At 69.1% G+C, this 24,235-nt stretch carries 24 protein-coding genes; 4 read left to right on the forward strand and 20 right to left on the reverse strand.

Annotation, left to right across the window (positions count from 1 at the left end; all coding sequences use genetic code 11):
• Window positions 1-13: 13 nt before the first annotated feature.
• From flhF to ACQVBX_RS10680, 17 genes are all read right to left on the reverse strand, one after another.
• Window positions 14-1,567: a flagellar biosynthesis protein FlhF gene (gene flhF / locus ACQVBX_RS10600; RefSeq protein ID WP_431634046.1), complete on the reverse strand. Its 1,554-nt coding sequence runs from the start codon at window positions 1,565-1,567 to the stop codon at window positions 14-16.
• Window positions 1,564-1,743, reverse strand: coding sequence for a hypothetical protein (locus tag ACQVBX_RS10605; RefSeq protein ID WP_431634047.1), 180 nt, complete (start codon window positions 1,741-1,743; stop codon window positions 1,564-1,566). Before ACQVBX_RS10605 ends, flhF begins: the two co-directional genes overlap by 4 nt.
• 15 nt (window positions 1,744-1,758) lie before the next feature.
• On the reverse strand, window positions 1,759-3,849 hold the full coding sequence (gene flhA, locus ACQVBX_RS10610) for a flagellar biosynthesis protein FlhA (RefSeq protein ID WP_431634048.1): 2,091 nt from the start codon (window positions 3,847-3,849) through the stop codon (window positions 1,759-1,761).
• Window positions 3,850-3,891: 42 nt separating this feature from the next.
• The gene (gene flhB, locus ACQVBX_RS10615; RefSeq protein ID WP_431634049.1) at window positions 3,892-5,034 is read right to left on the reverse strand and encodes a flagellar biosynthesis protein FlhB; all 1,143 of its coding nucleotides are present in this window, start codon (window positions 5,032-5,034) and stop codon (window positions 3,892-3,894) included.
• Window positions 5,031-5,813: a flagellar biosynthetic protein FliR gene (gene fliR / locus ACQVBX_RS10620; protein WP_431634050.1), complete on the reverse strand. Its 783-nt coding sequence runs from the start codon at window positions 5,811-5,813 to the stop codon at window positions 5,031-5,033. The genes flhB and fliR overlap by 4 nt, the downstream gene beginning before the upstream one ends.
• Complete coding sequence (fliQ, locus tag ACQVBX_RS10625; RefSeq protein WP_404630625.1) at window positions 5,810-6,079, reverse strand: flagellar biosynthesis protein FliQ; 270 nt, start codon at window positions 6,077-6,079, stop codon at window positions 5,810-5,812. Before fliQ ends, fliR begins: the two co-directional genes overlap by 4 nt.
• 118 nt (window positions 6,080-6,197) lie before the next feature.
• Window positions 6,198-6,902, reverse strand: coding sequence for a flagellar type III secretion system pore protein FliP (gene fliP / locus ACQVBX_RS10630; protein ID WP_431638159.1), 705 nt, complete (start codon window positions 6,900-6,902; stop codon window positions 6,198-6,200).
• A 119-nt stretch (window positions 6,903-7,021) separates the two neighbouring features.
• Entirely contained in the window at window positions 7,022-7,414 is a 393-nt protein-coding gene (fliO, locus tag ACQVBX_RS10635; protein ID WP_431638160.1) for a flagellar biosynthetic protein FliO, read from the reverse strand.
• An 11-nt stretch (window positions 7,415-7,425) separates the two neighbouring features.
• Window positions 7,426-7,755, reverse strand: coding sequence for a flagellar motor switch protein FliN (fliN, locus tag ACQVBX_RS10640; protein ID WP_431634051.1), 330 nt, complete (start codon window positions 7,753-7,755; stop codon window positions 7,426-7,428).
• Entirely contained in the window at window positions 7,752-8,768 is a 1,017-nt protein-coding gene (gene fliM, locus ACQVBX_RS10645) for a flagellar motor switch protein FliM (RefSeq protein ID WP_431634052.1), read from the reverse strand. Before fliM ends, fliN begins: the two co-directional genes overlap by 4 nt.
• Before the next feature lie 16 nt (window positions 8,769-8,784).
• Window positions 8,785-9,279: a flagellar basal body-associated FliL family protein gene (locus ACQVBX_RS10650; protein WP_431634053.1), complete on the reverse strand. Its 495-nt coding sequence runs from the start codon at window positions 9,277-9,279 to the stop codon at window positions 8,785-8,787.
• A gap of 380 nt (window positions 9,280-9,659) precedes the next feature.
• On the reverse strand, window positions 9,660-10,691 hold the full coding sequence (gene queA, locus ACQVBX_RS10655) for a tRNA preQ1(34) S-adenosylmethionine ribosyltransferase-isomerase QueA (RefSeq protein ID WP_431634054.1): 1,032 nt from the start codon (window positions 10,689-10,691) through the stop codon (window positions 9,660-9,662).
• A gap of 131 nt (window positions 10,692-10,822) precedes the next feature.
• Window positions 10,823-11,425, reverse strand: a complete 603-nt coding sequence (locus tag ACQVBX_RS10660; RefSeq protein ID WP_431634056.1) for a response regulator transcription factor — start codon at window positions 11,423-11,425, stop codon at window positions 10,823-10,825.
• Window positions 11,422-12,615: a sensor histidine kinase gene (locus tag ACQVBX_RS10665; RefSeq protein WP_431634057.1), complete on the reverse strand. Its 1,194-nt coding sequence runs from the start codon at window positions 12,613-12,615 to the stop codon at window positions 11,422-11,424. The genes ACQVBX_RS10660 and ACQVBX_RS10665 overlap by 4 nt, the downstream gene beginning before the upstream one ends.
• Window positions 12,612-13,826, reverse strand: a complete 1,215-nt coding sequence (locus tag ACQVBX_RS10670; protein ID WP_431634058.1) for a sensor histidine kinase — start codon at window positions 13,824-13,826, stop codon at window positions 12,612-12,614. The genes ACQVBX_RS10665 and ACQVBX_RS10670 overlap by 4 nt, the downstream gene beginning before the upstream one ends.
• A 40-nt stretch (window positions 13,827-13,866) precedes the next feature.
• Window positions 13,867-14,637 (reverse strand): ABC transporter permease, encoded by a 771-nt coding sequence (locus ACQVBX_RS10675; protein WP_431634059.1) that lies wholly within the window; start codon window positions 14,635-14,637, stop codon window positions 13,867-13,869.
• Window positions 14,637-15,554 carry an ATP-binding cassette domain-containing protein gene (locus tag ACQVBX_RS10680; RefSeq protein ID WP_431634060.1) on the reverse strand — a complete coding sequence of 306 codons (918 nt, stop codon included), beginning with the start codon at window positions 15,552-15,554 and terminating at the stop codon, window positions 14,637-14,639. Before ACQVBX_RS10680 ends, ACQVBX_RS10675 begins: the two co-directional genes overlap by 1 nt.
• 294 nt (window positions 15,555-15,848) lie before the next feature.
• Between ACQVBX_RS10680 and ACQVBX_RS10685 the strand changes: the two genes are divergently transcribed.
• Entirely contained in the window at window positions 15,849-17,345 is a 1,497-nt protein-coding gene (locus tag ACQVBX_RS10685; protein ID WP_253565972.1) for an aminotransferase class III-fold pyridoxal phosphate-dependent enzyme, read from the forward strand.
• Between the two features lie 57 nt (window positions 17,346-17,402).
• Here ACQVBX_RS10685 and ACQVBX_RS10690 read toward each other — a convergent pair whose 3' ends face one another.
• Window positions 17,403-18,728 (reverse strand): MFS transporter, encoded by a 1,326-nt coding sequence (locus tag ACQVBX_RS10690; protein WP_431634061.1) that lies wholly within the window; start codon window positions 18,726-18,728, stop codon window positions 17,403-17,405.
• Between the two features lie 170 nt (window positions 18,729-18,898).
• Between ACQVBX_RS10690 and ACQVBX_RS10695 the strand changes: the two genes are divergently transcribed.
• From ACQVBX_RS10695 to ACQVBX_RS10705, 3 genes are all read left to right on the forward strand, one after another.
• The gene (locus tag ACQVBX_RS10695; RefSeq protein WP_431634062.1) at window positions 18,899-19,207 is read left to right on the forward strand and encodes a PsiF family protein; all 309 of its coding nucleotides are present in this window, start codon (window positions 18,899-18,901) and stop codon (window positions 19,205-19,207) included.
• Between the two features lie 112 nt (window positions 19,208-19,319).
• A complete protein-coding gene (gene upp / locus ACQVBX_RS10700; RefSeq protein ID WP_431634063.1) occupies window positions 19,320-19,964 on the forward strand; it encodes a uracil phosphoribosyltransferase in 645 nt (214 codons plus the stop codon).
• A 178-nt stretch (window positions 19,965-20,142) separates the two neighbouring features.
• Window positions 20,143-22,944 carry a lamin tail domain-containing protein gene (locus ACQVBX_RS10705; RefSeq protein WP_431634064.1) on the forward strand — a complete coding sequence of 934 codons (2,802 nt, stop codon included), beginning with the start codon at window positions 20,143-20,145 and terminating at the stop codon, window positions 22,942-22,944.
• 82 nt (window positions 22,945-23,026) lie between these two features.
• Here ACQVBX_RS10705 and pip read toward each other — a convergent pair whose 3' ends face one another.
• Together pip and ACQVBX_RS10715 are read right to left on the reverse strand one after the other, a co-directional pair.
• The gene (gene pip, locus ACQVBX_RS10710; RefSeq protein WP_431634065.1) at window positions 23,027-24,004 is read right to left on the reverse strand and encodes a prolyl aminopeptidase; all 978 of its coding nucleotides are present in this window, start codon (window positions 24,002-24,004) and stop codon (window positions 23,027-23,029) included.
• Between the two features lie 54 nt (window positions 24,005-24,058).
• On the reverse strand, window positions 24,059-24,223 hold the full coding sequence (locus ACQVBX_RS10715) for a hypothetical protein (protein ID WP_431634066.1): 165 nt from the start codon (window positions 24,221-24,223) through the stop codon (window positions 24,059-24,061).
• Window positions 24,224-24,235 lie beyond the last annotated feature (12 nt).

The raw sequence follows: 24,235 nt of genomic DNA on the forward strand, positions 1-24,235 counted from the left end.
GAGACGACGGCGCTCATGCGCTGGCCACCGCGAAGCCGAAGCGGTCGGCCAGCGCGCTGTCATCCAGCGCGGGCGCCGTGGCGGCGGAGGTCTTGAGCGCATGCGCGGCGCGCAGCACCAGCACGCGGGCGTCGGCCACGGCGAGGTCTTCGGGCACGCGCTGGCCGTCGGTGGTGTAGTCCAGCGGCAACTTGTGGCGGATCAGCACCGACAGCGCGCCACCCAAACTGGGCGCCTCGTCGAGCTTGGTGAACACCACGCTCGCCGGCTCCAGCGGCATGTAGGCGCGCACCGCCTCTTCCAGCGACTGCGCCTGGGCGTTGGCGGCCAGCACCAGGGAGATGCGCAGCGCGATGCCGTCGCTGTGGGCGACTTCGTTGAGCACGTCCATCTGCTGCTCCAGCCGCGGATCGGTGCCGGACACGCCGGCGGTGTCGATCAGCACGGTGTGCTTGCCCTTGAGCATCTCCAGCACCTGGCGCAGGCTCGCCGCGTCGTCGGCCGGGTACACGCGCACGCCGAGCAGGCGACCGTAGTGCTCCAGTTGCGCGGCGGCGCCGATGCGGTAGTTGTCGGTGGACACCAGCGCGACGTTGGCGGCGCCGTGGCGCACCACCGCCCTGGCAGCGAGTTTGGCGATCGTCGTGGTCTTGCCCACGCCGGTGGGACCGACCAGAGCGATCATGCCGCCGTCGCTGTCGCCGCGGCCGCTGATGGCCACGTTGCGGCTGAGCAGGCCCAGCGGCAGGTAGCGCGCCTGCTCGGCGCTGATCTGCTCGGGCAGGTCGTCGGCGAGCTGGCGGGCGACGTCGGCGTCGATGCCCAGGCGGGTGAATTCGCGCAGCACGCGGGCGCGCAGCGGATGGCGGCGCTCCATGTCGTTCCAGGCCAGGCTGGACAGCTGCATCTCCAGCATTTCGCGCAGGCTGCCGAGCTCGGCACGCATGCGCGCGGTGTCCTGCATGGCGCGTTCCACCGCCGGATGCATCGGCACCGGCTCCTCGGTGGCGCTGGCCACGGGGGCGGGCCGCGCGGTGGGTGCCGGCGCGGCGTTGGCCTGGGCCGGAGCGACCGACGCGGTGGGAGCGGCCGGACGCGGCGCGTGGTGAATGGCGGCAGCGGCGGGCGGCGCGACCTGCGGCGCCACCGGCGCTTCGATTTGTGCCGCCGGCGCAACCGGTGCGCGCGGCGCCGGGGCCGGACGCGTGGCCACGGGCCGTTCGATGGGCGCAGCGACAGCGGGCGCGGCCACAGCCGGCGTCTCGGGCACCGATGGCGCGATCGGCGCGCTGGTCTGGCGACGCCACAGGCGCGGTGAGGGTGCGGTGTCGGCCACCGGCGTCGGCGCCTTGACGGCTGGCGTCGGCGCTTCGTCACTGCCAGGGGCCGGCGTGCCGTGGCGGGCGGCCTCGCGCACCAGCGCCTCGTCGTAGTCGAGCGCGGCAATGATCTCGATGCCTTCGGGCAGGCGACGGGTGGAGAGGATCACCGCATCCGGGCCCTGCTCCTCGCGCACCAGCTTCATGGCCTGGCGCATGTCCGATGCGACGAAACGTTTGATCTTCATGCGTGCTTGCTCCGCAGCGAATGGCGGGAAACCGGGGACGAGGCGCGCGATGCGGTGCGGCGGACGGCGTCGGCGGCGAACACCACGATGCCGGCGGGATGCCGCGCCACGCGATGCCAGCTCAGCGCCGGTGGCGTGGCCGCGTTGTGGCTCGACTCTCGCTTCTCAGTTCTCATCGCTCGTTCCTCGCTTCAGCGTCCCAGCGCCTGCACCAGCCGCACCCGGCGGTTGTCAGGCACCTCGTTGTAAGCGAGTACGTGCAGGTTCTGTGCCACGTGGCGGGTGAAGCGCGCGAGCCAGGTGCGCAACTGCGGCGCCACCAGCAATACCGCCGGTTCGCCACTCATTTCCTGCTTCTGCGCGGCCTCGGCCACGCCCTGCTGCAGGCGGTCGGCCAGGCCCGGCTCCACCGCCGCGCCGGTGCCGCCGTTGCCGGTGAGCGAGTTCATCAGGATCTGCTCCAGCTCCGGCGCCAGCGTGATGACGGGCACCTCGGTGCCCAGCCCGATGATCTCCTGCACGATCTGCCGGCCCAGGGTGACGCGCACGGCGGCGGTGAGCACGCCGGGATCCTGACTCTGGCTGGCGTGCTCCGCCAACGATTCGACGATGGAGCGCATGTTGCGGATCGGCACCCGCTCGGCCAGCAGGTTCTGCAGCACCTTGACCACGGTGCCCAGCGCCAGGCGCTTGGGCACCAGGTCTTCGACCAGCTTGGGTGCGCTCTGCGCCAGGCGATCCAGCAGCTGCTGCACGTCCTGGTGGCTGAGCAGCTCGTGGGCGTGGCTGCCCAGGATGTGCGACAGGTGCGTGGCGATCACCGTGGCCGGATCGACCACCGTGTAGCCCAGCGACTGCGCGTTGTCGCGCTGGCCCTGCTCGATCCACACCGCTTCCAGCCCGAACGCCGGATCGCGCGTGGGGATGCCCGGCACCGGGCCGTGCACATGGCCGGGGTTGATCGCCAGCAGGCGATCGGTATGCACCTCCGCCTCGCCCATCGGCACGCCCATCAGGGTGATGCGGTAGGTGTTGGGGCCCAGATCCAGGTTGTCGCGGATGTGCACCGCCGGCACCAGGAAACCCAGCTCCTGCGACAGCTTGCGGCGCACCGACTTGATCCGCCCCATCAGCTCGCCGCCCTGGTGCGTGTCCACCAACGGAATCAGCCGGTAGCCCACTTCCAGCCCCAGCGGATCGACGCTGGCCACGTCCTCCCAGCCCAGCTCCAGCCGCTCGGCGGGCGCGGCCGGCGGCGGCACCTCGGCGGCCTTCTGCGCCACCCGGGCGGCGGCATCGCGCTCGCGCTTGATCATCAGCCAGGCGGCGCCACCGCAGGTGGAACCGAGCAGCAGGAACGCAATGTTCGGCATGCCCGGGATCAGCCCCATCACGCCCAGCACCGCACCGGCCACGGCCAGCGCGCGCGGCTGGCCGAAGATCTGCGATACCAGCTGCTTGCCCATGTCCTGCGCCTTGGACACGCGGGTGACGATCACCGCGGCGGCAATGGACAGCATCAGCGAGGGCACCTGCGCCACCAGGCCGTCGCCGATGGTGAGCAGGGTGTAGGTCTTGGCGGCCTCCGATGCCGACAGGCCGTGCTGCAGCACACCGACGAAGAAGCCGCCGACGATGTTGATGATGAGGATCAGGATGCCGGCCGTCGCGTCGCCGCGGACGAACTTCGACGCACCGTCCATCGAACCGTAGAAGTCCGCCTCTTCGCGCACTTCCTGGCGGCGCTCGCGCGCCTGTTCCTGGGTCAGCAGGCCGGCATTGAGGTCGGCGTCGATCGCCATCTGCTTGCCGGGCATCGCGTCCAACGTGAAGCGCGCGGTGACTTCCGACACGCGGGTGGCGCCCTTGGTGACCACCACGAAGTTGATGATGGTGAGGATCGCGAACACCACCAGGCCGACCGCGAAGTTGCCGCCGATGACGAACTCGCCGAACGCCTCGATTACCTTGCCGGCCGCTCCCGGGCCGTCGTGACCGTGCAGCAGCACGACGCGGGTGGAGGCGATGTTGAGCGCCAGGCGCAGCAGCGTGGCCATCAGCACCACGGTGGGAAACGCGGCGAATTCCAGCGGCCGCATCACGTAGATCACCGCCAGCAGGATCACCAGCGAGAGCGCGATGTTGAAGCTGAAGAGCATGTCCAGCAGGAACGGCGGCAGCGGCAGCATCACCATCGCCAGCGCGGCCAGCAGCACCACCGGGGCGCCGATGCCGCGTCGACCGATCTGCTTGAGGTTGTCCAATGCTCCGACGGCGGCCATGGCTTGTATCCCTTGGATGGCGCGGCGCCGTCGCCGGCACCGCTACAACTTGTACGGACCCATCAGGTCCGGATCGATTTCCGGCTGCGGCGGCGGCGGGGGCGGCGTGTCGCCGCGGGCACCGGCCTGCTTGAGCTGGAACACGTAGGCCAGGATCTGCGCCACCGCGACATACAGCGACGCGGGGATTTCCCGACCCAGCTCGGTGGTTGCATACAAAGCGCGTGCCAACGGCGGCGACTCGACCAGCGGGATGCGATGACCGGCCGCCACGGCGCGGATCTGCTGGGCCATCACGTCCACACCCTTGGCGATCACGCGGGGCGCGCCGAAGCGGTTTTCGTCGTACTTCAGCGCCACCGCGAAGTGGGTGGGGTTGGTCACCACCACGTCGGCGGTGGGCAGGTCCTGCATCATCCGGCGGCGCGCCATCTGGTGCTGCACCTGGCGGATGCGGCCCTTGAGCTCGGGGTTGCCCTCGGTTTCCTTGGACTCGTCCTTGAGCTCCTGCTTGGTCATGCGCTGTTTCTTGTTGTGATCGAACTTCTGGTACAGCGCATCCACCCCGCCGATCAGACCCAGCATGACGCCAAAGGTGAGCGCGGCGCGGCCGAGCAGGCTGATCGAATCGGCGATGCCGAACGCGACGGATCCGCGACCGGTCGTCAATAATTCGCCTTGCCAGTGACGTAAAAGCAGCACCAGCGCAAAACCGATCAGCACCAGTTTGAGCAGCGCCTTGCCCAGCTCCACCAGGCCGCGCATGGCGAAGATCTTGCCCAGCCCGGCGATCGGATCGAGCCGCTCGAACTTCGGCTGCAGCGCCTGCGCGCTGAAATTGAGCCCGCCCAGCAGGATCGGCGCGGCCAACGTGGCCAGCACGGTGGCGATCGCCACTGGTGCGAACAGCGCCAGCGCCTCGCTCACTGCCAGGTGCAGCACGCGACCGGGCAGCGCTTCGGAGAACAGCGCCTCGCGCGAGTAACCCAGCCCTAAGCCGTAGATGGTGCGCATGTGCCCCATCGCCGCCGGCGCGCTGGACATCAGCGCCGCGACGCCGGCCAACACTACCAACGCGCCGGAGAGGTCACGCGATCGCGGGACGTCGCCTTTTTCGCGCGCTTCCTTGAGGCGTTTTTCGGAAGGTTGTTCGGTGCGGTCTTCGGCGCTGCTCTCCTCGCTCACGGCGCGCCTCCCGTGCCGGCCAGCTCATGCATCAGCGACCAGGCGCTGTCGGTGAGCGACTGGAATGCTCCGGGCAGGCTGCGCAGCGACAGCCACAGCACCACGATGCCCAGCGTGACGGTGATCGGAAAGCCGACCGCGAACAGGTTCATCGACGGCGCCGCGCGACTGATCGCGGCAAAGCCGATGTTCACCACCAGCAGCGAGGTGACCGCCGGCAACGCCACGCGCACGGCGCCGGCGAACAGCTGCGCACCGAACATCACCACCGCATGCATGCCGTTGGCACCGATCACGCCGCTGCCGGGCGGCAACGTGCGGAAGCTTTCGGCCAGCAGCGCCACCAGCTGCAGGTGGCCGTTCATCGCCAGGAAGATCAGCGTCACCAGCACCATGTACAGCTGGCTCAGCACCGGCGTGCTGCCGCCGCCCTCGGGGTTCACTACCTCGGAAAAACCCAGGCTCATGCTCTGCGACACCATCTGGCCGCCGAACGCCACCGCCTCGAACACCAACTTGAGCACGAAGCCGATCGCCGCGCCGATCAGCACCTGGCCGACCATGGTCGCCACACCCTGCGCGCTCATCGGATCGACCGTGGCCGGCGACAGCGGCGCCAGCACGAAGGTGAGCAGCATGACGATCGCCACGCGGATGCGCGCCGGGATGGTGGTGTTGCCGAACACCGGTGCCACCATCACCAGGCCGCCCACACGGCCCATCGCCCACAGCAACGAACCCACCCAGGCCTGCAGCTGGGCCAGGTCCACCTCGGTCACTTGATCGCCCCCGGCAGGCCGGTGATCAGGTCGTGCGTGAAGCGCACCAGCGTGCGCAGCATCCACGGGCCGGTGATCAGCGCCACTGCGGCCATGGCGATCAGCTTGGGGATGAAGCTGAGCGTCATCTCGTTGATCTGCGTGGCCGCCTGGATCACGCCGATCAGCAGGCCCACCGCCAGCGCGGTGAGCAGCAGGGGCGCGGCGACCAGCATGGCGATGTACAGCGCGTGCTGGCCGAATTCGATGACGGATTCGGGGGTCATGGCAGCTTCGTTCCCTCTCCCTCGGCCACGCCGGGGGAGAGGGTTGGGGAGAGGGGGAAGCCGTTGGAGAGCATCGCCCGCGAGCGGGCTCCTACGGGGCGTCGATGGGGAGCGGGGGTCATGTGTAGAAGCTCCCGGCCAAGGTGCCGATGAGCAGGGTCCAGCCATCGACCAGCACGAACAGCATGATCTTGAACGGCAGCGAGATGATCATCGGCGAGACCATCATCATGCCCATCGACATCAGCACGCTGGCCACGACGAGATCGATGATCAGGAACGGGATGAACAGCAGGAAGCCCATCTGGAACGCGGTCTTCAGCTCGCTGGTCACGAACGCCGGCATCGCCACGCGCAGCGGCACGTCGGCCTTGCTGGCGTAGGGCTTCTCGTTGGCCAGATGGGTGAACATCTGCAGGTCCGCATCGCGGGTCTGGTCGAGCATGAAGCGCTTGAACGGCGCGGTGGCCGCCGGCAGCGCCTGCTCGGCGGTGAGCGTGCCGTCCATGTACGGCTTCACGCCGTCGGTATAGGCGTGGTTGAGCACCGGCGACATCACGAACAGAGTGAGGAACAGCGCCAACCCCAGCAGCACCTGGTTGGGCGGCGTGGACTGCGTACCCAGCGCCTGGCGCAGGAAGCCGAGCACGATGATGATGCGGGTGAACGATGTCATCATCAGCAGCACGGCCGGCAGCAGCGTGAGCACCGTCATCAGTGCCAGCACCTGCAGGGACAGCGTCCAGCTCTGGCCGCCGCCCGGCGCACTCTTCACGGTGAGCACGGGGATGCCGGCGCCGGAGCTGGGCAGCGAAGCGGGCATGCTCAGCGCAGGCGCGGTGGCCGGCGCATTGGCCGACTGCGGCGCCGCGGCAGCGACCAGCGGCAGCAGTGCGCACACCAACAGCAGCGCAAGGCGAACGGCAAAACGGGACAGGCGCGTCATGGCGTGCGCTTCCAGCGGGCCAGCAGCTCGGCGAAGCCGGGCGCGGGCGCGGCCGGCGGCGCGGCCTCGTCGTTCGTCGCCACCTCGCCATCGAATACGTGCAGCGTGCGCAGGCCGCCCTGCCCCACGCCCACCAGCAGACGCTTGCCGTTGGCTTCCAGCAGCAGCACACGGTCACGCGCACCGACGGCGAGCGTCTCCACGCAGCGGATGCGGCGACCGCCCGGCGTGGTGCGCGCCTGCAGGCGCTTGCTGAGCCAGCCGGCGGCGAAGATCAGCGCGATGATGCCGGCCAGGCTCAGCACCACGCGCAGCAGTTCGGCGCCCACGTTGATCTCGGGGGCGGCGGCCGCGGCCTGGGCGGCGGGAGCGAGCAAGGCGAGCATCATGGTCGACACGCTCAGCGCAGCTTGCGCACGCGCTCGGCGGGGCTGATCACGTCGGTCAGGCGGATGCCGAACTTCTCGTTGATCACCACCACCTCGCCGTGCGCGACCAGGGTGCCGTTGACGAACACGTCCAGCGGTTCGCCCGCGGCGCGATCGAGCTCCACCACCGAGCCCTGGTTGAGCTGCAGCAGATTGCGGATGCTGATACGGGTGCGGCCGACCTCCATCGCCAGCGTGACCGGCACGTCCAGGATCATGTCCAGGTTGACGTCCTTGCCGTCGAGGTTGTCCAGCAGGGCACGCTCGGCGGTGGCCTGCGCGGCTTCAGGTGTGCTGCTCATGACGGGATCTGCTCCATGGAAAAGTCGCTGTGCAGGCGCGCCTCGCGGCGGCCCGCCTGGGCTTGGAATCGCACGGCCTTGTGGCCGTTGGCCTGGCCGTAGCGGCCGCGGAAAATCGGCACGTCTTCGGCGAATACGGTGGTGAACTCGGGCAGCTGCACCGGGATCACGTCGCCGGGGCGCAGCTGCAGGAAGTCGCCGATGCTGATCTCGGTTTCCAGCAGCAGCGTGCTGAGTTCCACGTCGGCGTCGAGGATTTCCTCGTGCAGGGTCTCGCTCCAGCGATCGTCGCGGTCCACGCGATCGCTCTGCACGCCCGCGTCGAGCAGGGTGCGGATCGGCTCGACCATGGCGTACGGCAAGGTGAGGTGGATCTCGCCGCCGCCGCCGTCCAGCTCCACGTGGAAACGCGACACCACCACCGTCTCGGTGGGGCTGACGATGTTGGCGAACTGCGGGTTGATCTCGGAGTTGAGGTATTCGAACTCCAGCGGCAGCACCGGCGCCCACGCCTCGACCATGGCGGCGAACAGCTCCACCAGCATGATCTGGATCACGCGGTTCTCGGTGGCGGTGAAGTCGCGCCCTTCGATGCGCGCGTGATAACGGCCGTCGCCGCCGAAGAAGTTGTCGATCACGGTGAACACCAGCCGCGGCTCCATCACCACCAGCGCGGTGCCGCGCAGCGGCTTGATGCGCACCAGGTTGAGGTTGCTGGGCACCGCCAGGCCGTGCACGTACTCGGCAAACTTCACCATGCGCACGCCCAGCACCGACACCTCGCAGGTCTTGCGCAGCACGCTGAATACGCCGGTGCGGAAGTAACGCGCGAAGCGGTCGTTGACCATCTCCAGCGTCGGCAGGCGGCCGCGCACGATGCGGTCCTGCTGGGTGAAGTCGTACTGGATGACGGCATTGGGATCGAGCGGCTCGTCGCCACCGGTCTCCACCGCACCGCCTTCGACGCCGTCCAGCAGCGCGTCGATTTCGTCCTGGGAAAGCAGGTCGCTCATCGCGGTTCTCCGCTCGTCACTGCATCACGAAGCTGGTGAAGTACAGCGCGTCGATGCCGGGCTTGCCGGTGCGTGCGCTGATGATCTTCTGCACCGCCGCCAGTGCCTGCGCCTGCAGCTTCTGCTTGCCGGCGGCGTCGATCAGGTTTTCGTAGTTCTGCCCGCTGAAGAGCATCAGCAGCTCGTTGCGGATCACCGGCTGAGCCTCCTTGGCGGCGTCGAGCGCGGACTGCTCGTGGCTCATCAGGCTCACGCCCACCTGCAGGTAGCGCACGGCCTGGTCGTCGCGGAAATTCACCACGAAGGCCGGATCGAGCGGCAGGTAGAGCTCGGGCTTCTTCTCCGGCGCGGCCTCGGCGGCCTTGTCGCCCGTCGCGTGGCGCCCGCCCAAGGCGAGATAGGCACCGGTGCCGCCGCCCAACAGCAGCAGCACGACGATGATCGCGATCAGCCGGCCGCGCTTGGGCTTGGGCGGGACAATCTCGATCGGATCCTGTTCGGCGTTTTCCATGGAACCCTCAAATCAGTGTGCAGGCGTGACCTGTCCCCGCCATCGCGGGGTGGACTGAGGGGTCGATAGCAAGCGCCATGCCACGGCGGACAAAGCGCGCCGCCATGCGGTGCGGGGCGGATGCCGCCATGCCCAGGCGGCAGTTTCTTGACGCGCGTCGGAATCGCCACGCGTCGATTTCGCGGCAGGGGCAGGCACCCGGCGACGGGCAGCCGCAGACCACCGGAGCGAGTGGCGGGGGCGCAGGGGGCTTAAGGCCCGCTCTCGATCACGATGTGCGCTCCCAACCCAGGAGCTGTAGGAGTCCACCCTGTGGACGACCTCGAGGCACCCCGCAAGGCGGTCGCGCACAGGGTGCGCTCCTACGGGCGTCGGGCCGATCAGGGCGCCGGCGGCAGGATCAGCATCGCGTCGCCGTAGGAGAAGAACCGATAGCGCTGCGCCACCGCGTGGCGGTAGGCGTCGAGCATGAACTCGCGCCCGGCCAGCGCCGACACCAGCATCAGCAACGTCGACTGCGGCAGGTGGAAGTTGGTGATCAGGCCGTCGATGCTGGAGAAGCGGTAGCCGGGGAAGATGAAGATCTGCGTCTCACCGGCGAACGGGCGCAGCACGCCCTCGACGGTGGCGCTCTCCAGCGCGCGCACCACGGTGGTACCCACCGCGATCACCCGGCCGCCAGCGGCGCGGGTGTGGCGGACCTGCTCCACCAGGTGCGCGCCCACGTTGAGCCACTCGCGGTGCATGTGGTGGTCGGCGATGTTGTCCGCACGCACCGGCTGGAAAGTGCCGGCGCCCACGTGCAGGGTGACGTAGCCGAACTGCACGCCCATCGCGCGCAGGCGTTCGAGCAGCGGCTCGTCGAAATGCAGGCCAGCGGTCGGCGCGGCCACGGCGCCCGGCTCACGCGCATAGACGGTCTGGTAGCGCTCCAGGTCGCTGGCGTCCGCGCCGCGCTCGATATAGGGCGGCAGCGGCATCTCGCCGAGTTTCAGCAGCAGCTTCTCCAGCGGCTCGGGCGACTCGAAGCGCAGGCGGAAGAAGCCCTCGTCGCGCCCCAGCACCGTCGCGTGGCTGCCATCGGCCAGCTCGATCCGCCCGCCCTCCTTCGGCTTCTTGCTTACGCCCAGCTGCACCACCGCCTCGTGTGCGCCGGTGACGCGCTCGATCAGGATCTCCACCGCACCGCCGGTGTCCTTGCGCCCGTACAACCGCGCCGGCAGCACGCGGGTGTCGTTGAACACCAGCAGGTCGCCCGGACGCAGGAAGTCGGGAAGCTCGCGGAACATGCGGTCGTCGAGCATGCAGGCGGCGGCATCCAGATGCAGCAGCCGACTGGCCGAACGCTCCGGCAGCGGCGCCTGGGCGATCAGCTCGGACGGGAGGTCGAAGTCGAAATCGGTCTTCTTCACGGGCGGCGACTGGCTACGGGGGATCGGCAATTATCGCCGATTTGGGCCGCAGGCCTTGCCCGGCGCGGCGCTGCGGCGTCATCGCGCGCACCGCTCTCTCGCAAAGCGGGCGCGCGATCGCCGGAAGGGCTCTACAGCCAGCCCTTCTGCCGCGCCAGTCGATAGGCCTCGATGCGGTTGGCCACGCCGAGCTTGCCGATCGCCTCGGAGAGGTAGTTGCGCACGGTGCCGTGCGACAGGCTGAGCTGGGTGGCGATGTCGCTGGCGCTCTGCCCTTCGCCGGCCAGGCGCAGCACCTGGCGTTCGCGGTCGTTGAGCGGGTCGGCTTCGGACCACGCGTCCAGCGCCAGCTGCGGGTCGATCGAGCGGCCGCCGCGATGGACCATGCGCAGCGCTTCGGCCAGGTTTTCCGCCGGCGCATCCTTGAGCAGGTAGCCGGACACGCCCGCCTCCAGCGCGCGGCGCAGGAAGCCGGGACGCGCGAACGTGGTGACGATGATCACCTTGATCGGCAGCTCCTGGCGATGGATGCGCTGGGCCAGCTCCAGCCCGGTGAGGCCGGGCATCTCGATGTCGGTGACCAGCACGTCGGGCTTCAGGCGCTGGATCTCGCGCCAGGCCGCCTCGCCGTCGGCGGCGCTGCCGAGCACTTCGATATCGCTCTCCAGATTGAGCAGCGCGGACAGCGCGCCGCGCACCATCGCCTGGTCTTCGGCCAGCAGCACGCGGATCATGCGGCGCTCCCGACGGCATGCAGCGGCGCGGCGGCAGCCGCGGCCACCGGCACGCGCAGTTCCAGCACGGTGCCTTTGCGCGGCGGCGAGTCGATTGCCAGCGTGCCGCCCAGGGCGCGCACGCGTTCGCGCATGCCGCTGACGCCGTTGCCGTGCGCGGCCAGTCCGCCGCATCCGTTGTCGCTGATCCGCATTCTGAGTTCGCCCTGCGCGTTGGAAATGTCGATGCGCGCCTCGGTGGCGCGCGCATGCCGATGAATATTGGTGACCGCCTCGCGCAGCACCAGCGCCAGCGGCGCCTCGATGGCGTGCGGAAGATCCAGCGATTCGCAGCCGTCGCAGGCGAACACGATGCCGGAGGCCTCCAGCATCAGCCGCGCCGAGAGCAGTTCGGCGGCAAGGTCGCTGCGGCGCATGCCGGTGACCGCCGCGCGCACTTCGCCCAATGCGTGGCGCGCCACGCGCTCCACTTCTTCCATTTCGCGCTGGGCCGACGGCGGATCGCGCAGCGCCAGCTTGCGCGCCAGCTCCGACTTCAGCGCCACCAGCGACAGCGTGTGGCCGAGCAGGTCGTGCAGGTCGCGGCCGATGCGTTCGCGCTCGGCCAGCGTGGCGAGCCGGCGCACCTCTTCCTGCGACAGCCGCAGCTCGGCGTCGCGACGCACGCCACGCATGTAGATGAGGTTGCTGAAGCCGCCGAACAGCGCGGTCAGCGGCACCACCAGCAGCAGGCTCTTGGGCGCATGTATGGCCATCACCACCGGTACCGAGAGCACCCAGGCCACGGCCACGGTGCGCAGCCACACCCGCCAGGACGGGTGCAGCGCCAGGTTGATGCTGGCGATCATCAGATAGATGAAGGCGGCGCTGTTGAGCGGCCACAGCAGCAGGCCGATGACGATCAGCCCGGCGGCGTTCACTACCATCTGCCGCACCGGCATGATGTACATGCGGATGTAGAAGAACAGGTAGAGCACCAGCGACAGCAGGGTCGGCCCCATCCAGTGCCAGCTGAAGCCCTTCTGCAGCGGCAGCATGATCACCGCGATGAACGAGAACAGCTGCAACCCGGCCTGCCAGCGCAGGTAGGTGGGCGAGCGCAGCTGGCCAAGCAGCGACTCCGGGTGCGGCCGGAACAGCGCGTGGAAGCGCGCCTCCAGGCGGCCCTGCCGGCGGCCGGCGCTGCTCACGCGGCGCTCCGATCGACGTCGTCGCGCGGCGCATCCGCCCGCATGCTTTCGCGCAGGGCCGCGTGCGTTACCAACATCGCCGGGGGAACGGGCACGCGCACGCGCAGGCAGGTGCCGCGCCCGGCCGGCGACTCGATCTGCAGCACGCCGCCGATGCCACGCACGCGCTCGCGCATACCGGCCAAGCCGTTGCCTTCGAGCACCAGGCCACCGCGCCCGTTGTCGCCGATCTGCAGCAACACCTCGGCGCCCTCGGGGGAGAGCGCGATCTTCACCTCGGTGGCACGGGCGTGGCGCACGATGTTGGTGGAGGCCTCGCGGATCACCAGCGCCAGGCCGCGCTCGATGTGCTCGGGCAACTGCAGCACGGGCAGCTGGTAGTCCAGGTGCACGCCCGAGGCGCCGAGCAACAGACGGGCCGAAGCGAGCTCCGCGGCCAGGTCGGTGGCGCGGATGCCGGTGACCGCCGCACGCACCTCGGCCAGCGCATGGCGCGCCACGCTTTCGGCCTCGCTCATCTCGCGCCGGGCCGCCTCGCTGTCGCGGTCGAACAGCTTGCGCGACAGCTCCAGTTTCAGCGTGATCAGCGAGAGCGTGTGGCCGAGCAGGTCGTGCAGGTCGCGCCCGATCCGCTCGCGTTCAGCGGTGGCGGCCAGCCGGCGCACTTCGTCGTGCGACAGGCGCAGCTCGGCGTCCTTTTCTTCGCTGGTGCGTTCGGCATTGACGATCACGCCGATGATGAAGGTGACGATGGGAATGGAGAACGTGGCCTGCCATGGGTAATGCAGCAGCCAGGCCTCGCTGAGCAACACGATGTTTAAACCGGCCAGGGTCAGCAGGTAACCGCGCATGGTCATGGAGCACACGCGCAGCATCACGCAGCCGAACACGAAATAGGTCAGGCCGCTGGGGTACCACGGCAGCAGGCTCATGCACAGCACCACCATGCCCACCGCATAGATCGGCGATGCGCGCCGGGAGGCCAGGCAGGACATGGCGTACAGCCACAGGAACAGCGGATAGGACGCCAGCGTCAGCGTGATCCAGCGCACGTTCCAGGAGTCGCGATCGAACACCGGCGTGATGAACAGCCAGGCCGTCCACAGCAGGTGCACCGCATCCACCCACGGCGACTTGCCCTTGGCGACGCTGCGCGCCACCAGCGAGTCGGGTGCCGGGCGCATCCACGCAGGCAGGCTCAGAAGGCGCATGGTTCGATCCCCGTGACGCGGCAGGCAGTCGGCGAAGGCATCAGCCTAACCGCCGCAACCGCCGCGTCGCCAGCGCCAGAAACACCACCGCATACCCGGCCAGCGCCAGCACGTGGACCAGCAACGGGCCTGAGCCCATGCCTACCGCCGCCAGCGTGAGCTGGTTGAGGTGGTAGCTGGGCCACAGCGGCGCCAGCGACTGCAGGAACTTCGGCAGCATCGATAGCGGCAGCCACAGGCCGGACAGGAACGCCATCGGCAGGTAGACCAGGTTGAGCAGGCCGGGCGCGCCCTGCCCCTTGATCAAGGTGCCGACGAACATGCCCAGCGCGCAGAACGGCAGCACACCGAACGCACCGGCCGCCAGCATGGCGAGAACGCGCAGCGGGGTCAGGCTCACGCCGCCCAGCGTGAGGCCGAGCGTGAGCAGCAGCACTACCACCAGGCTGGCCACGATCATCGCCATCACCATCTTGCCCAACAAATAGGCGCCCGGCGGCATCGGCAGAGCCCGCTTGAGGGTGAGCAGGCCACCATCGCGCTCGATCGCCAGCGATGCGCCGAAGCCGAACAGGCCCGGCCCGATCACCCCGAACGTGGTGTAGCTGGCCAGCAGATAGCGCGAAGCGTCGCTGCCGGCGTGGTTCAGCAGCACGCCGAACATCAGGTAGAACACGGTGGAGAACAGCGTCACCGGCAGGATGAACGAGGGCGCGCGCAGATAGCGCAGGCACTCGCTGCGAGCTTCTTCGAGATAGGCGCCGAGCACGCGGCGCGGCGACATCGGCAGGACGGCGGCAACGGTGTTCATCAGGCGGCTTCCTGGGTGGCGGTGTCGGGGCGGGTGAGTGCGCTGAACGCTTCGGCCAGGCCGGCGCGACGCACCTCCAGTTCGGACAGGGCGCTGTCCGCGTCCAGCAGGCGGCGCACCACCGGCTCGGCGGCGGCGGTGGTGACGATCAGCCGACCGCCCTCGCGCGACGCCCCGGCCACGCCGCTCCAGCGGGCGATGGCCATTTCGTCCAGGTCGCTGATGCAGCGGATGCGGGTGAGCGCGACGCTGGCGCGCAGGTCGTCGACGCTGCCCTCGGTGAGCACGCGGCCGCGATCGATCACCACCACGCGCTGGGCCAGCGCTTCGGCTTCCTCCAGGTAATGCGTGGTGAGCACCACGGCGCATCCCTGCGCCACCACCGTGCGCATCGTGGCCCATAGCCGTTCGCGCGCGTCGATATCCATGCCGACAGTGGGCTCGTCCAAAAACAGCAATTCCGGCCGACCGCACAGCGCCAGGGCGAACTGCACGCGGCGCTGCTGCCCGCCGGAGAGCTTGCCGTAGGGGCGCTTGAGCAGGTCGGTCACGTCCGCCAGGGCGGCGCATTCGTCCAGTGCGCGCGGTGCGGGGTAATAGCTCGCGGTGAGCCGCAGCAGCTCGGCCACGGTGAGCGTGGCCGGCAGCACCGCCGACTGCAGCATCACGCCGATGCGCCGGCGCGCCTCCACCCGCTGCGGGTCGGTGCCGAACAGCGTGGCCTGGCCGGCCTGCGGCCGTACCAGGCCGAGCAAGGCGGCCACGCTGGTGCTCTTGCCGGCGCCGTTGGGGCCGAGCAGGGCCAGCAGCTCGCCGGGGCGCACGGCCAGGTCGAGCCGGTCCAGCGCGGTGACCGCGCCGTAGCGCAGGGTGACGCCGGCGAGCGCGGCGACGGGCGGGGTATCCAGGGTGTTCATGCAGGTCTCCTAGGCATGGCGCAACCGTAGGCTGCACAAGGGTTTGCGGCCACTCGCGGGCATCACGCATCGCGCCTGACAGGCGTCATGCGGGGTACCGGCCAAGGCGCCCTCGCGGTATCCTCGGCGGATGCCTGAAGCCTGCCAGCCCTTATGCGGCGGTGCATCAGACGGCCCGAAGGGCCTGCGGGAAGGCGCTCCGGATGCGGTGCGGCGTTCCCGCCCCACATCACGAATCCGCCGGCCTGCTTTGCGTTCGGAGCGAGGCGCCGGCGGAAGTTGAGGAGGAGCGTTATGCACGTCATTGAACAGCTGCGCGAACTGCGCGAATTCGGCGGCAAGCCGCGGACCACCGGCCTGGACGACGCCAGCATCGAGCGCATGGCTGCGCTGGATCCGATGCTGGGGCAGGCGGTGACCGAGGCGGTGGCGCGCCATCGCGAGCTGCGCGCGGACCTGGCCGACTTCCTGAAGCTCGACGAGGCCGAGCAGCTGGCCCGCGCGCAGGCCGGCTACGTCAACTTCTATCCGGACGACGCGATCAACCCGTACCTGCCGGCCGCCGCGCGCGGTCCGTGGGTGGTCACGCTGAAGGGAGCGGTGGTCCACGACAACGGCGGCTACGGCATGCTCGGCTTCGGCCACAACGACCCGGTCGTGCTGGAAGCGATGAGCCGTCCGCAGGTGATGGCCAACGTGATGACCCCGAGCGTGGCGCAGCTGCGCATGAACGAGGCGCTGCGCCGCGAGATCGGTCACCGCCGTGGCGGCTTCCCGTTCGCCCGCTTCCTGTGCCTGAACTCCGGCTCCGAGGCGGTCGGCCTGGCCTGCCGCATCGCCGACGTCAACGCCAAGACGATGACCGACGCGGGCGGACGCCACGAGGGCCGCACGATCAAGCGACTGGCGGTGAAAGGCGCCTTCCACGGCCGCACCGACAAGCCGGCGCTGTACTCGGACTCCTCGCGCAAGACCTACAGCCAGTACCTGGCCAGCTACCGCCACGAAGAGAGCCTGATCACCGTCGCGCCGTATGACGTCGAGCAGCTGAAGGCCGCGTTCGCCGACGCCGACAAGCACGGCTGGTTCATCGAGGCGATGTTCCTGGAGCCGGTGATGGGCGAAGGCGACCCAGGCCGCGCGGTGACGCCTGAGTTCTACGCCGCCGCGCGCGAGCTGACCAAGGCGCACGGCACGCTGCTGCTGGTGGATTCGATCCAGGCCGGCCTGCGTGCGCACGGCGTGCTGTCGATCGTCGACTACCCCGGCTTCGAGAAGCTCGAGGCGCCGGACATGGAGACCTACTCCAAGGCGCTCAACGCCGGCCAGTACCCGATGTCGGTGCTGGTGGTGAACGAGCGTACGGCCGGCATGTACCGCAAGGGCATCTACGGCAACACCATGACCGCCAACCCGCGCGCGCTGGACGTGGCCTGCGCCACGCTGGGCCAGCTCAGCGATGCGGTGCGCGAGAACATCCGCGCGCGCGGCCAGGAGTTCGTCGCCAAGCTCAACGCGCTGAAGGATGAGCTCGGTGGCCTGATCACCAAGGTGCAGGGCACCGGCTTGCTGTTCTCCTGCGAGCTGGCCCCGCAGTTCAAGTGCTACGGCGACAACTCCACCGAGGAGTACATGCGCGAGCACGGCATCGGCGTGATCCACGGCGGCGCCAACTCGCTGCGCTTCACTCCGCACTTCAACTGCACCAGCGCCGAGGTGGATCTGGTCATTGCGCACGTGAAGCACGCGTTGCTGCACGGTCCCAAGCGCGCGCAGGCCGAGGCCGCGTAAGCCGCTTCTGCGCAGGGCGGAACACGAAGGGCGCGCCCTCACCGGCGCGCCCTTCGTCTATTCCGGGGCGGTCAGTGGCACGCGACCGGGCCGCCGTTGCGCCAGCCGCACCGGCGCCGATTCCGGCAGCAGGGTCACCGCCAGCAGGCCCACCAGCACGGCGCCGATCATGTACCAGGCCGGCGCCAGCGGATTGCCGGTAAGACGCGTCAGCCACGCCACCGCGAACTGGGTGGAGCCGCCGAATACCGAAATGGCCAGCGCATAGACCATGGCCAGCGCGCCGGAGCGCACGTGCGCCGGCAGCGACTCGGTCACCGCCACCAGCACGGTGCCGGTGGACAGCGTGGAGGCGGCGGCCAGCACGGCGGTCATCAGGTACAGCACCGCGGCGCTGCGCTCGCGCTCGAGCAGCCAGAACGCCGGCAGGATCGCCACCAGCAGTACCAGCCAGGGCACCAGCATCACCGGCTTGCGGCCGATGCGATCGGACAGCCAGCCACTGAGCGGGTCGCACACCAGGCCGCACAGGCCGATCAACGCCGTGGCACCAAGCGCCACGCGCTCGGGCAGACCGAGCGTGGTGTTGGCGTAGGTGGTCATGTACTCGAGCGCGTAGGCACTGGTGGTCGCCGCGGCCAGCATCGCCAGACCGAGCAGGGCCACGCGCAGGTGACCGGAGCCGCCGGTGCGCGGCGGCGGCGCCAGCGCCGGCTCGAAGGTCTCCACCAGGGTGCGGCGCAGCACCAGCCCGAACGGCACGATCACCGCGCCCAGGCCCAGCGCCACGCGCCAGCCCCAGGCCTCGAGCTCGGCCGGACTGAGCACGTGCGCCAGGCCCATGCCCACCAGCCCCGCCGCCAGCACGGCTGCATCTGCCCCCATTGCCTGCATCGAGATGTACAGGCCACGGCGATGCACCGGTGCGGCTTCCATCAGGAACGCGGTGCTTGGCCCCACTTCGCCGCCCAGGGCAAAGCCCTGCAGCAGGCGGAACAGCACTACCAGCACCGGCGCGGCCACGCCGATCGAGGCGTAAGGCGGCACCAGCGGCAGGCCGATCACCGCCACGCCGATCAGTGCAAACGACAGCAGCATCGCCGGCTTGCGGCCACGCCGGTCGCCCATGCGGCCGATCGCCCAGGCGCCCAGCGGACGGGTCAGGAAACCGGCGCCGAAGGTGGCCAGCGAAGCCAGCAGGCTGGCGCCGGGCTCGTCGGAAGGAAAGTAGGTGCGCCCGATCTGCACCGCGAAAAACGCGTAGGTGACGAAGTCGTAGAACTCGATGGCGTTGCCGACCGCCACCGCCGCGACCTGGCGCTTGCGCAAGGGCTGAACGCGCGCCCGTGGGCGGGGGGTCGCGTCGACCGCATCCTCGATCATGCACTCTCCCGTAGGCCGCTCGACGGCCGGTGCCGGACTAGCATCGGCGATGCGCCCGCCGCTGGCAACGCGGGCCGGTGGCGCGCCGGAGGCCGCCCGCAAGAAATTGCAATGCATCCGCGCCAGACTGCGCTGCCGGCGACCGCCGGTGACTTCGGGAGGATCACGCCATGTCGCATTCGTTCCGTGTGTTGTTCGTCGCCAGCCTCGCCCTCGCCGCCACCGCCGCGTTCGCAGCACCCGCCAACAAACCGCTCAGCACCTCGCAGCAGCGCATGTCCGACTGCAGCAAGCAGGCCAGTGGCAAGAAGGGGGACGAGCGCAAGGCCTTCATGAGCGCTTGCCTGAAGGGCTCTTCCGCCGCACCGGCGAAGATGACTCCGCAGGAGAAGATGAAGAAGTGCAACGCCGAGGCCGGCAAGCAGTCGCTCAAGGGCGATGCGCGCAAGGCTTTCATGAGCACCTGCCTGAAGGGCTGATCGCCCGGCCCGTGCCCACCGGCGCGACGCGGGTGCGCGCGCCGGTGCCCTGCCGATAAGCTTGGTGGTCCCCGCGACGCCGCGATGTCGCTTTCAACCAGGTCACCCAAGCATGTCCATCGTCGAAGTCCGCCACCCGCTCATCCAGCACAAGCTCGGCCTGATGCGCCGCGCCGGCATCAGCACCAAGGAATTCCGTGAACTGGCCTCCGAAGTGGCAGCGCTGCTGACCTACGAGGCCACCAAGGACCTGGAGACGGTCGAGCAGGCCATCGAGGGCTGGGCCGGGCCGCTCAGCGTGCAGCAGATCAAGGGCAAGAAGATCACCATCGTGCCGATCCTGCGCGCCGGGCTGGGCATGCTGCCCGGCGTGCTCGACCTGATTCCCGCCGCCAAGGTGAGCGTGGTCGGCCTGCAGCGCGATGAAGAAACGCTCAAGCCGGTGACCTACTACGAGAAGCTCACCGGCCGCATGGACGAGCGCATCGCGCTGATCGTCGATCCGATGCTGGCCACTGCCGGCACCCTGGTCGCCACGGTAGACATGCTCAAGGCCGCCGGCTGCAAGCGGATCAAGGGCCTGTTCCTGGTCGCCGCGCCGGAGGGGCTCAAGCGCATCGAGGCGGCGCATCCGGACATCGAGATCTACACCGCCGCGATCGACCAGCGCCTCAACGAGCACGGCTACATCCTGCCGGGCCTGGGCGACGCCGGCGACAAGATCTTCGGCACCAAGCAGCTGCCCGACGCGGGCTGAGCGCACGGGGGTTTCATCCCACCCCCACATCACGCAAAGTAATGCGATGTCGACACGGGTCGACATCGCCGACAGCGCAGCCCCGGGGGGGAGCGTTCGCAGAACTGTCGCAAAAGCTTGCTAGCGTGCGGCGTTCCACGGATCCAGCAAGGATCCCGCCAGAGGGGAGTGACTTTTCATGCAGGGAATCAACATGCGGCGCGCCGTGCTGGCGACGCTGACCGGCGTGGCGTTGTCGTTTTCGGCCTACGCCAGCGACCTTGAGATCAACCAGTTCCGCGTGCGCGGACCGGCCGGCGGCAACGACGAATTCGTCGAGCTGATCAACGCCGGCTCCACCACGCTGGACGTGTCCGGCTACCAGCTCAACGGCTCTAATGCGAGCGGCACGGTCGGCACGCGACTGACGCTACCGGCCGGCACCAGCATCGCACCGGGCTGCCACCTGCTGCTGACCAACAAGTCCAGCGGCGGCTACTCCGGCAGCGTGCCGGGCGACCTCACCTACAGCACCGGCGTTACCGATACCGGCGGCCTGGCGATCCTTGATAGCGCGGGCACCATCGTCGACCAGGTGGGCCTGAGCTCCGGCTCGGCCTACCAGGAAGGCACGCCGCTGGCTTCGCTGGGCAGCAGCAACGCCGACCAGTCCTACGTGCGCAGCACGAACGCCGCCGGCTTGCCCAATGACAGCGGCGACAACAGCGCCGACTTCGTGCTGCTCAGCCCCAGCGCGCCGAGCAACAGCGCCAGCCCGTGCGTGGCGATGGGGGCCAGCGTGTCGATCGCCGATGACAGCGCCACCGTGCGCGGCGCCGGCGACGTGACCATGCCGTTCACCATCACGCTGTCCCAGCCGGCACCGGCCGGCAGCGGCATCACGGTGCATGTGGCCACCGCCGACGACACCGCCTCGGCCAGCGCCGGCGACTACGACGCGCTCGACACCGACCTCACCGTCGCCCCGGGCCAGAGCAGCACCAGCTTCAACGTCACCGTGCACGGCAGCACCGTCGGCAAGAGCGACCGCGCCTTCCACGTGACCCTGAGCAACCCCTCGGGCGGCTACACGCTGGCGCGCGACAGCGCGATCGGCGCGATCCTGTACGACATCCCCGTCGATGCGGAGATCTGGCAGATCCAGGGCCGCGAGCAGACCTCGCCGCTGCTGGGCAAGACCGTGCTCACCCACGGCAACATCGTCACCGCGGTGGGTCCGGCCGGCTTCACCATGCAGACGCCGGACCGCCGCGCCGACGCCGATCCGCTGACCTCCAACGGCGTGTATGTGTTCACCGGCAGCGCGCCCACCGTCGCCATCGGCGACGTGGTGGACGTGGACGCGGTGGTGGACAACTACTACCACCTGACCGAGCTGAAGAACCCGGTGGTGAACGTCGTCTCGCACGGCGCGGCACTGCCCAAGGCGGTGGTGTTCGATGCGAACACGCCGTCGTCGGACCCTGAGCACCTGTCCTGCGGCGCCACCAACTTCCAGTGCTTCATCAGCATGCGGGTGAAGCTGCGCCACGGCATGATCAACACCGGCAACAAGCGCTTCAGCGGCGAGCCGTTCGCCGAGGTGAGCATTACTGCCAACGGCCTGCGCTCGCTGCGTGAACCGGGCGTGGTCTATGGCGTGCCGGTGCCCGACGGCGTGAGCCTGCCGAACTGGGACGGCAATCCGGAAGTGTTCAAGATGAACACTGCCGACTTCGGCGCGGTGCCGTTGAACACGCCGTTCAACGCCGGCTCCACGTTCGAGGCCGAGGGCGTGATCTCCTACGACTTCGGCGCGTACACGCTGATCCCGACGAAGTTCAAGCTGAAGCATGCGGTGGAGCTGCCGCGCGCGGTGGACAAGGCACCGCCGGTGGCCCTGCGCGTGGGTGCACTGAACACCGAGCGCTTCTGCGACACCACGTTCGACACCACCTACACCTGCAGCGGCGACAGCAAGGAGCCGACGGCGGAGCAAGTCCAGCTCAAGACCGAGCGCCTGGCCGCCTATATCGGCTCGGTGCTACGCCTGCCCGACGTGGTCTCGGTGGAAGAGGTCAAGAACCTCGCCCTGCTGCAGGGCCTGGGCAAGCAACTCGGCGACGACTACCACGCCAGCTACGACGCCTACCTGATGGAGGGCCACGACCCCTCGGGCATCGACGTCGGTTTCCTGGTGCGCACCGACCGGGTCAAGGTGCTTTCGGTACGCCAGCTGGCGGCCGACGAAACCTGGGACGACAACGGCCAGACCGCGTACATCCATGACCACCCGCCGCTGCTGCTGACCGCCCAGGCCGGCCTGATGCGGTTCCAGGTGATCGCGGTGCACACCAAGGCGCGCCAGAACGTGGACAAGACCGGCAGCTCCGCCGATCGCGACCGCGCCAAGCGCTTCGAGCAGGCCAAGTCGATCGCCCGCCAGGTGCAGGCGCTGCAGCAGAGCTCGCCGCTGACCCCGCTGATGGTGGTGGGCGACTTCAACGCCTACCAGTTCAGCGACGGCTTCGTCGACATGGTCGGGTTGATCTCGGGACGCTACAAGGACAGCGAGAACCTGCTCAAGCTCGGTGGCCCCAACATCGTGCATCCGGCGCTGTGGAACGCGGTGGACTCGGTGCCGTACAACGACCGCTACTCGTTCCAGTTCACGCAGAACTTCGGCGAGATCCAGGGCTACACCAAGGCCGGCTCGGGCAATTCCGGCCGCTCGGTGCCGACCTTCCAGGTACTCGACCACGCCCTGCTGAACTGGCCGGCGCGCCTGCGCTTCATGCGCATGCAGTACGGCCGCGGCAACCTGGATGCACCGGCGCAAACGCTGGACGATGCCGCCTCGGCCACCGATGCGACCAAGGCGATCGGCGCCTCCGACCATGATGGCTTCGTGGTGGAGCTGCTCGATCCGTCGATCGTGATCGGCCACGGCCATCGCGGCCACGACGCGCCGCCTCACGGTCACGGCCACGTGATCCACTGAGCGCGCTCACCCGTCGTAAAAACGAAGGCCACGCCCGTCACCGGGCGTGGCCTTTTTCATGGGTGCCGGATCGACGCCCGGCTCAGGCGCTGCGGACGACGCCGTGGCGCGCGAAGCGGTCGGTGGCCTGCACCAGCTCGTGCAGGATGCCCGGCTCGAACGCGGAGTGGCCGGCATCCTGGACGATGCGCAGATCGGCCTCCGGCCAAGCGCGATGCAGATCCCACGCGCTGCGCAAGGGGCAGACCACGTCGTAGCGGCCCTGCACGATCACCGCGGGAATGTTGCGGATGCGCTCGACGTGGCGCAGCAGCTGGTCATCGTGCTCGAAGAAGCCGCCGTTGACGAAGTAGTGGCACTCGATGCGCGCGAACGCCAGCGCGAACTCGTCTTCACCGCTGGATTCGATGTGGCTCTGGTCCTGCCACAGAAAGCTGGTAGCGCCCTCCCATACCGACCACGCGCGCGCCGCGGCGATGCGCGTGGCGGCATCCTCGCTGGTGAGGCGACGGTGGTAGGCGCTCATCAAGTCGCCGCGCTCGGCCTCCGGGATCGCCGCGAGGTAGGTCTCCCAGGCGTCCGGATAGAGCGCGTCGGCGCCCTTCTGGTAGAACCATTCCAGCTCCCAGCGCCGCAGCATGAAGATGCCGCGTAGCACCAGTTCGGTGACCCGATCCGGATGCGTTTCGGCGTAGGCCAGCGCGAGGGTCGAGCCCCACGAGCCACCGAACACCTGCCAGCGGTCGATCGTCAGATGCCCGCGCAGCCGCTCGATGTCGGCCACCAGATCCCAGGTGGTGTTGTCGGTGAGCTCGGCATGCGGCGTGGACTTGCCGCAGCCACGCTGATCGAACAGCACGATGCGGTACACCGCCGGATCGAAGAAGCGCCGGCACTTCGCGTTGACGCCGCCACCGGGGCCGCCGTGCAGGAACACCACCGGCTTGCCGTTCGGGTTGCCGCTCTGCTCGTAGTAGAGCGTGTGCAGCTCCGAGACCTTGAGAAAGCCGCTATCGAACGGCTCGATTTCCGGATACAGCGTACGGCGCTCCGACAACATGCTTGCTCCTGGGAAGCTGCGGTGGCCGATTAGGCTAGCACGCGCCCACCGCGCTCACTTGGGCGCGCGCAGGGCCGAGTCGCGCAACGCCTGATCGTGCAGGACCTCGTCGGACTCGGCTTGCTGCTCGGCCTCGTGGGCTTCGCCCGGAAGGTGCGGGTGTGGATGCACGTGCGTGCCGGTGGCGGGGTCGTTGCTGGCTGGGTGGAGTGTTTTCATGGGGGCGCTTGT

The organism is Dyella thailandensis, from assembly GCF_050749815.1.
GTDB lineage: Bacteria > Pseudomonadota > Gammaproteobacteria > Xanthomonadales > Rhodanobacteraceae > Dyella_A.

Bases quoted from the DNA above. Each gene is read 5' to 3' on its own strand.
- upp (WP_431634063.1), top strand. From the start codon at position 19,320: ATGTCCATCGTCGAAGTCCGCCACCCGCTCATCCAGCACAAGCTCGGC.
- ACQVBX_RS10605 (WP_431634047.1), bottom strand. From the start codon at position 1,743: ATGAGAACTGAGAAGCGAGAGTCGAGCCACAACGCGGCCACGCCACCG.
- flhA (WP_431634048.1), bottom strand. From the start codon at position 3,849: ATGGCCGCCGTCGGAGCATTGGACAACCTCAAGCAGATCGGTCGACGC.
- fliO (WP_431638160.1), bottom strand. From the start codon at position 7,414: ATGATGCTCGCCTTGCTCGCTCCCGCCGCCCAGGCCGCGGCCGCCGCC.
- ACQVBX_RS10680 (WP_431634060.1), bottom strand. From the start codon at position 15,554: ATGAACACCCTGGATACCCCGCCCGTCGCCGCGCTCGCCGGCGTCACC.
- ACQVBX_RS10650 (WP_431634053.1), bottom strand. From the start codon at position 9,279: ATGGAAAACGCCGAACAGGATCCGATCGAGATTGTCCCGCCCAAGCCC.
- ACQVBX_RS10695 (WP_431634062.1), top strand. From the start codon at position 18,899: ATGTCGCATTCGTTCCGTGTGTTGTTCGTCGCCAGCCTCGCCCTCGCC.
- fliN (WP_431634051.1), bottom strand. From the start codon at position 7,755: ATGAGCAGCACACCTGAAGCCGCGCAGGCCACCGCCGAGCGTGCCCTG.
- ACQVBX_RS10675 (WP_431634059.1), bottom strand. From the start codon at position 14,637: ATGAACACCGTTGCCGCCGTCCTGCCGATGTCGCCGCGCCGCGTGCTC.
- fliP (WP_431638159.1), bottom strand. From the start codon at position 6,902: ATGCCCGCTTCGCTGCCCAGCTCCGGCGCCGGCATCCCCGTGCTCACC.
- ACQVBX_RS10715 (WP_431634066.1), bottom strand. From the start codon at position 24,223: ATGAAAACACTCCACCCAGCCAGCAACGACCCCGCCACCGGCACGCAC.
- fliQ (WP_404630625.1), bottom strand. From the start codon at position 6,079: ATGACCCCCGAATCCGTCATCGAATTCGGCCAGCACGCGCTGTACATC.
- ACQVBX_RS10705 (WP_431634064.1), top strand. From the start codon at position 20,143: ATGCAGGGAATCAACATGCGGCGCGCCGTGCTGGCGACGCTGACCGGC.
- ACQVBX_RS10660 (WP_431634056.1), bottom strand. From the start codon at position 11,425: ATGATCCGCGTGCTGCTGGCCGAAGACCAGGCGATGGTGCGCGGCGCG.
- ACQVBX_RS10690 (WP_431634061.1), bottom strand. From the start codon at position 18,728: ATGATCGAGGATGCGGTCGACGCGACCCCCCGCCCACGGGCGCGCGTT.
- ACQVBX_RS10685 (WP_253565972.1), top strand. From the start codon at position 15,849: ATGCACGTCATTGAACAGCTGCGCGAACTGCGCGAATTCGGCGGCAAG.
- pip (WP_431634065.1), bottom strand. From the start codon at position 24,004: ATGTTGTCGGAGCGCCGTACGCTGTATCCGGAAATCGAGCCGTTCGAT.
- ACQVBX_RS10670 (WP_431634058.1), bottom strand. From the start codon at position 13,826: ATGCGCCTTCTGAGCCTGCCTGCGTGGATGCGCCCGGCACCCGACTCG.
- fliM (WP_431634052.1), bottom strand. From the start codon at position 8,768: ATGAGCGACCTGCTTTCCCAGGACGAAATCGACGCGCTGCTGGACGGC.
- flhF (WP_431634046.1), bottom strand. From the start codon at position 1,567: ATGAAGATCAAACGTTTCGTCGCATCGGACATGCGCCAGGCCATGAAG.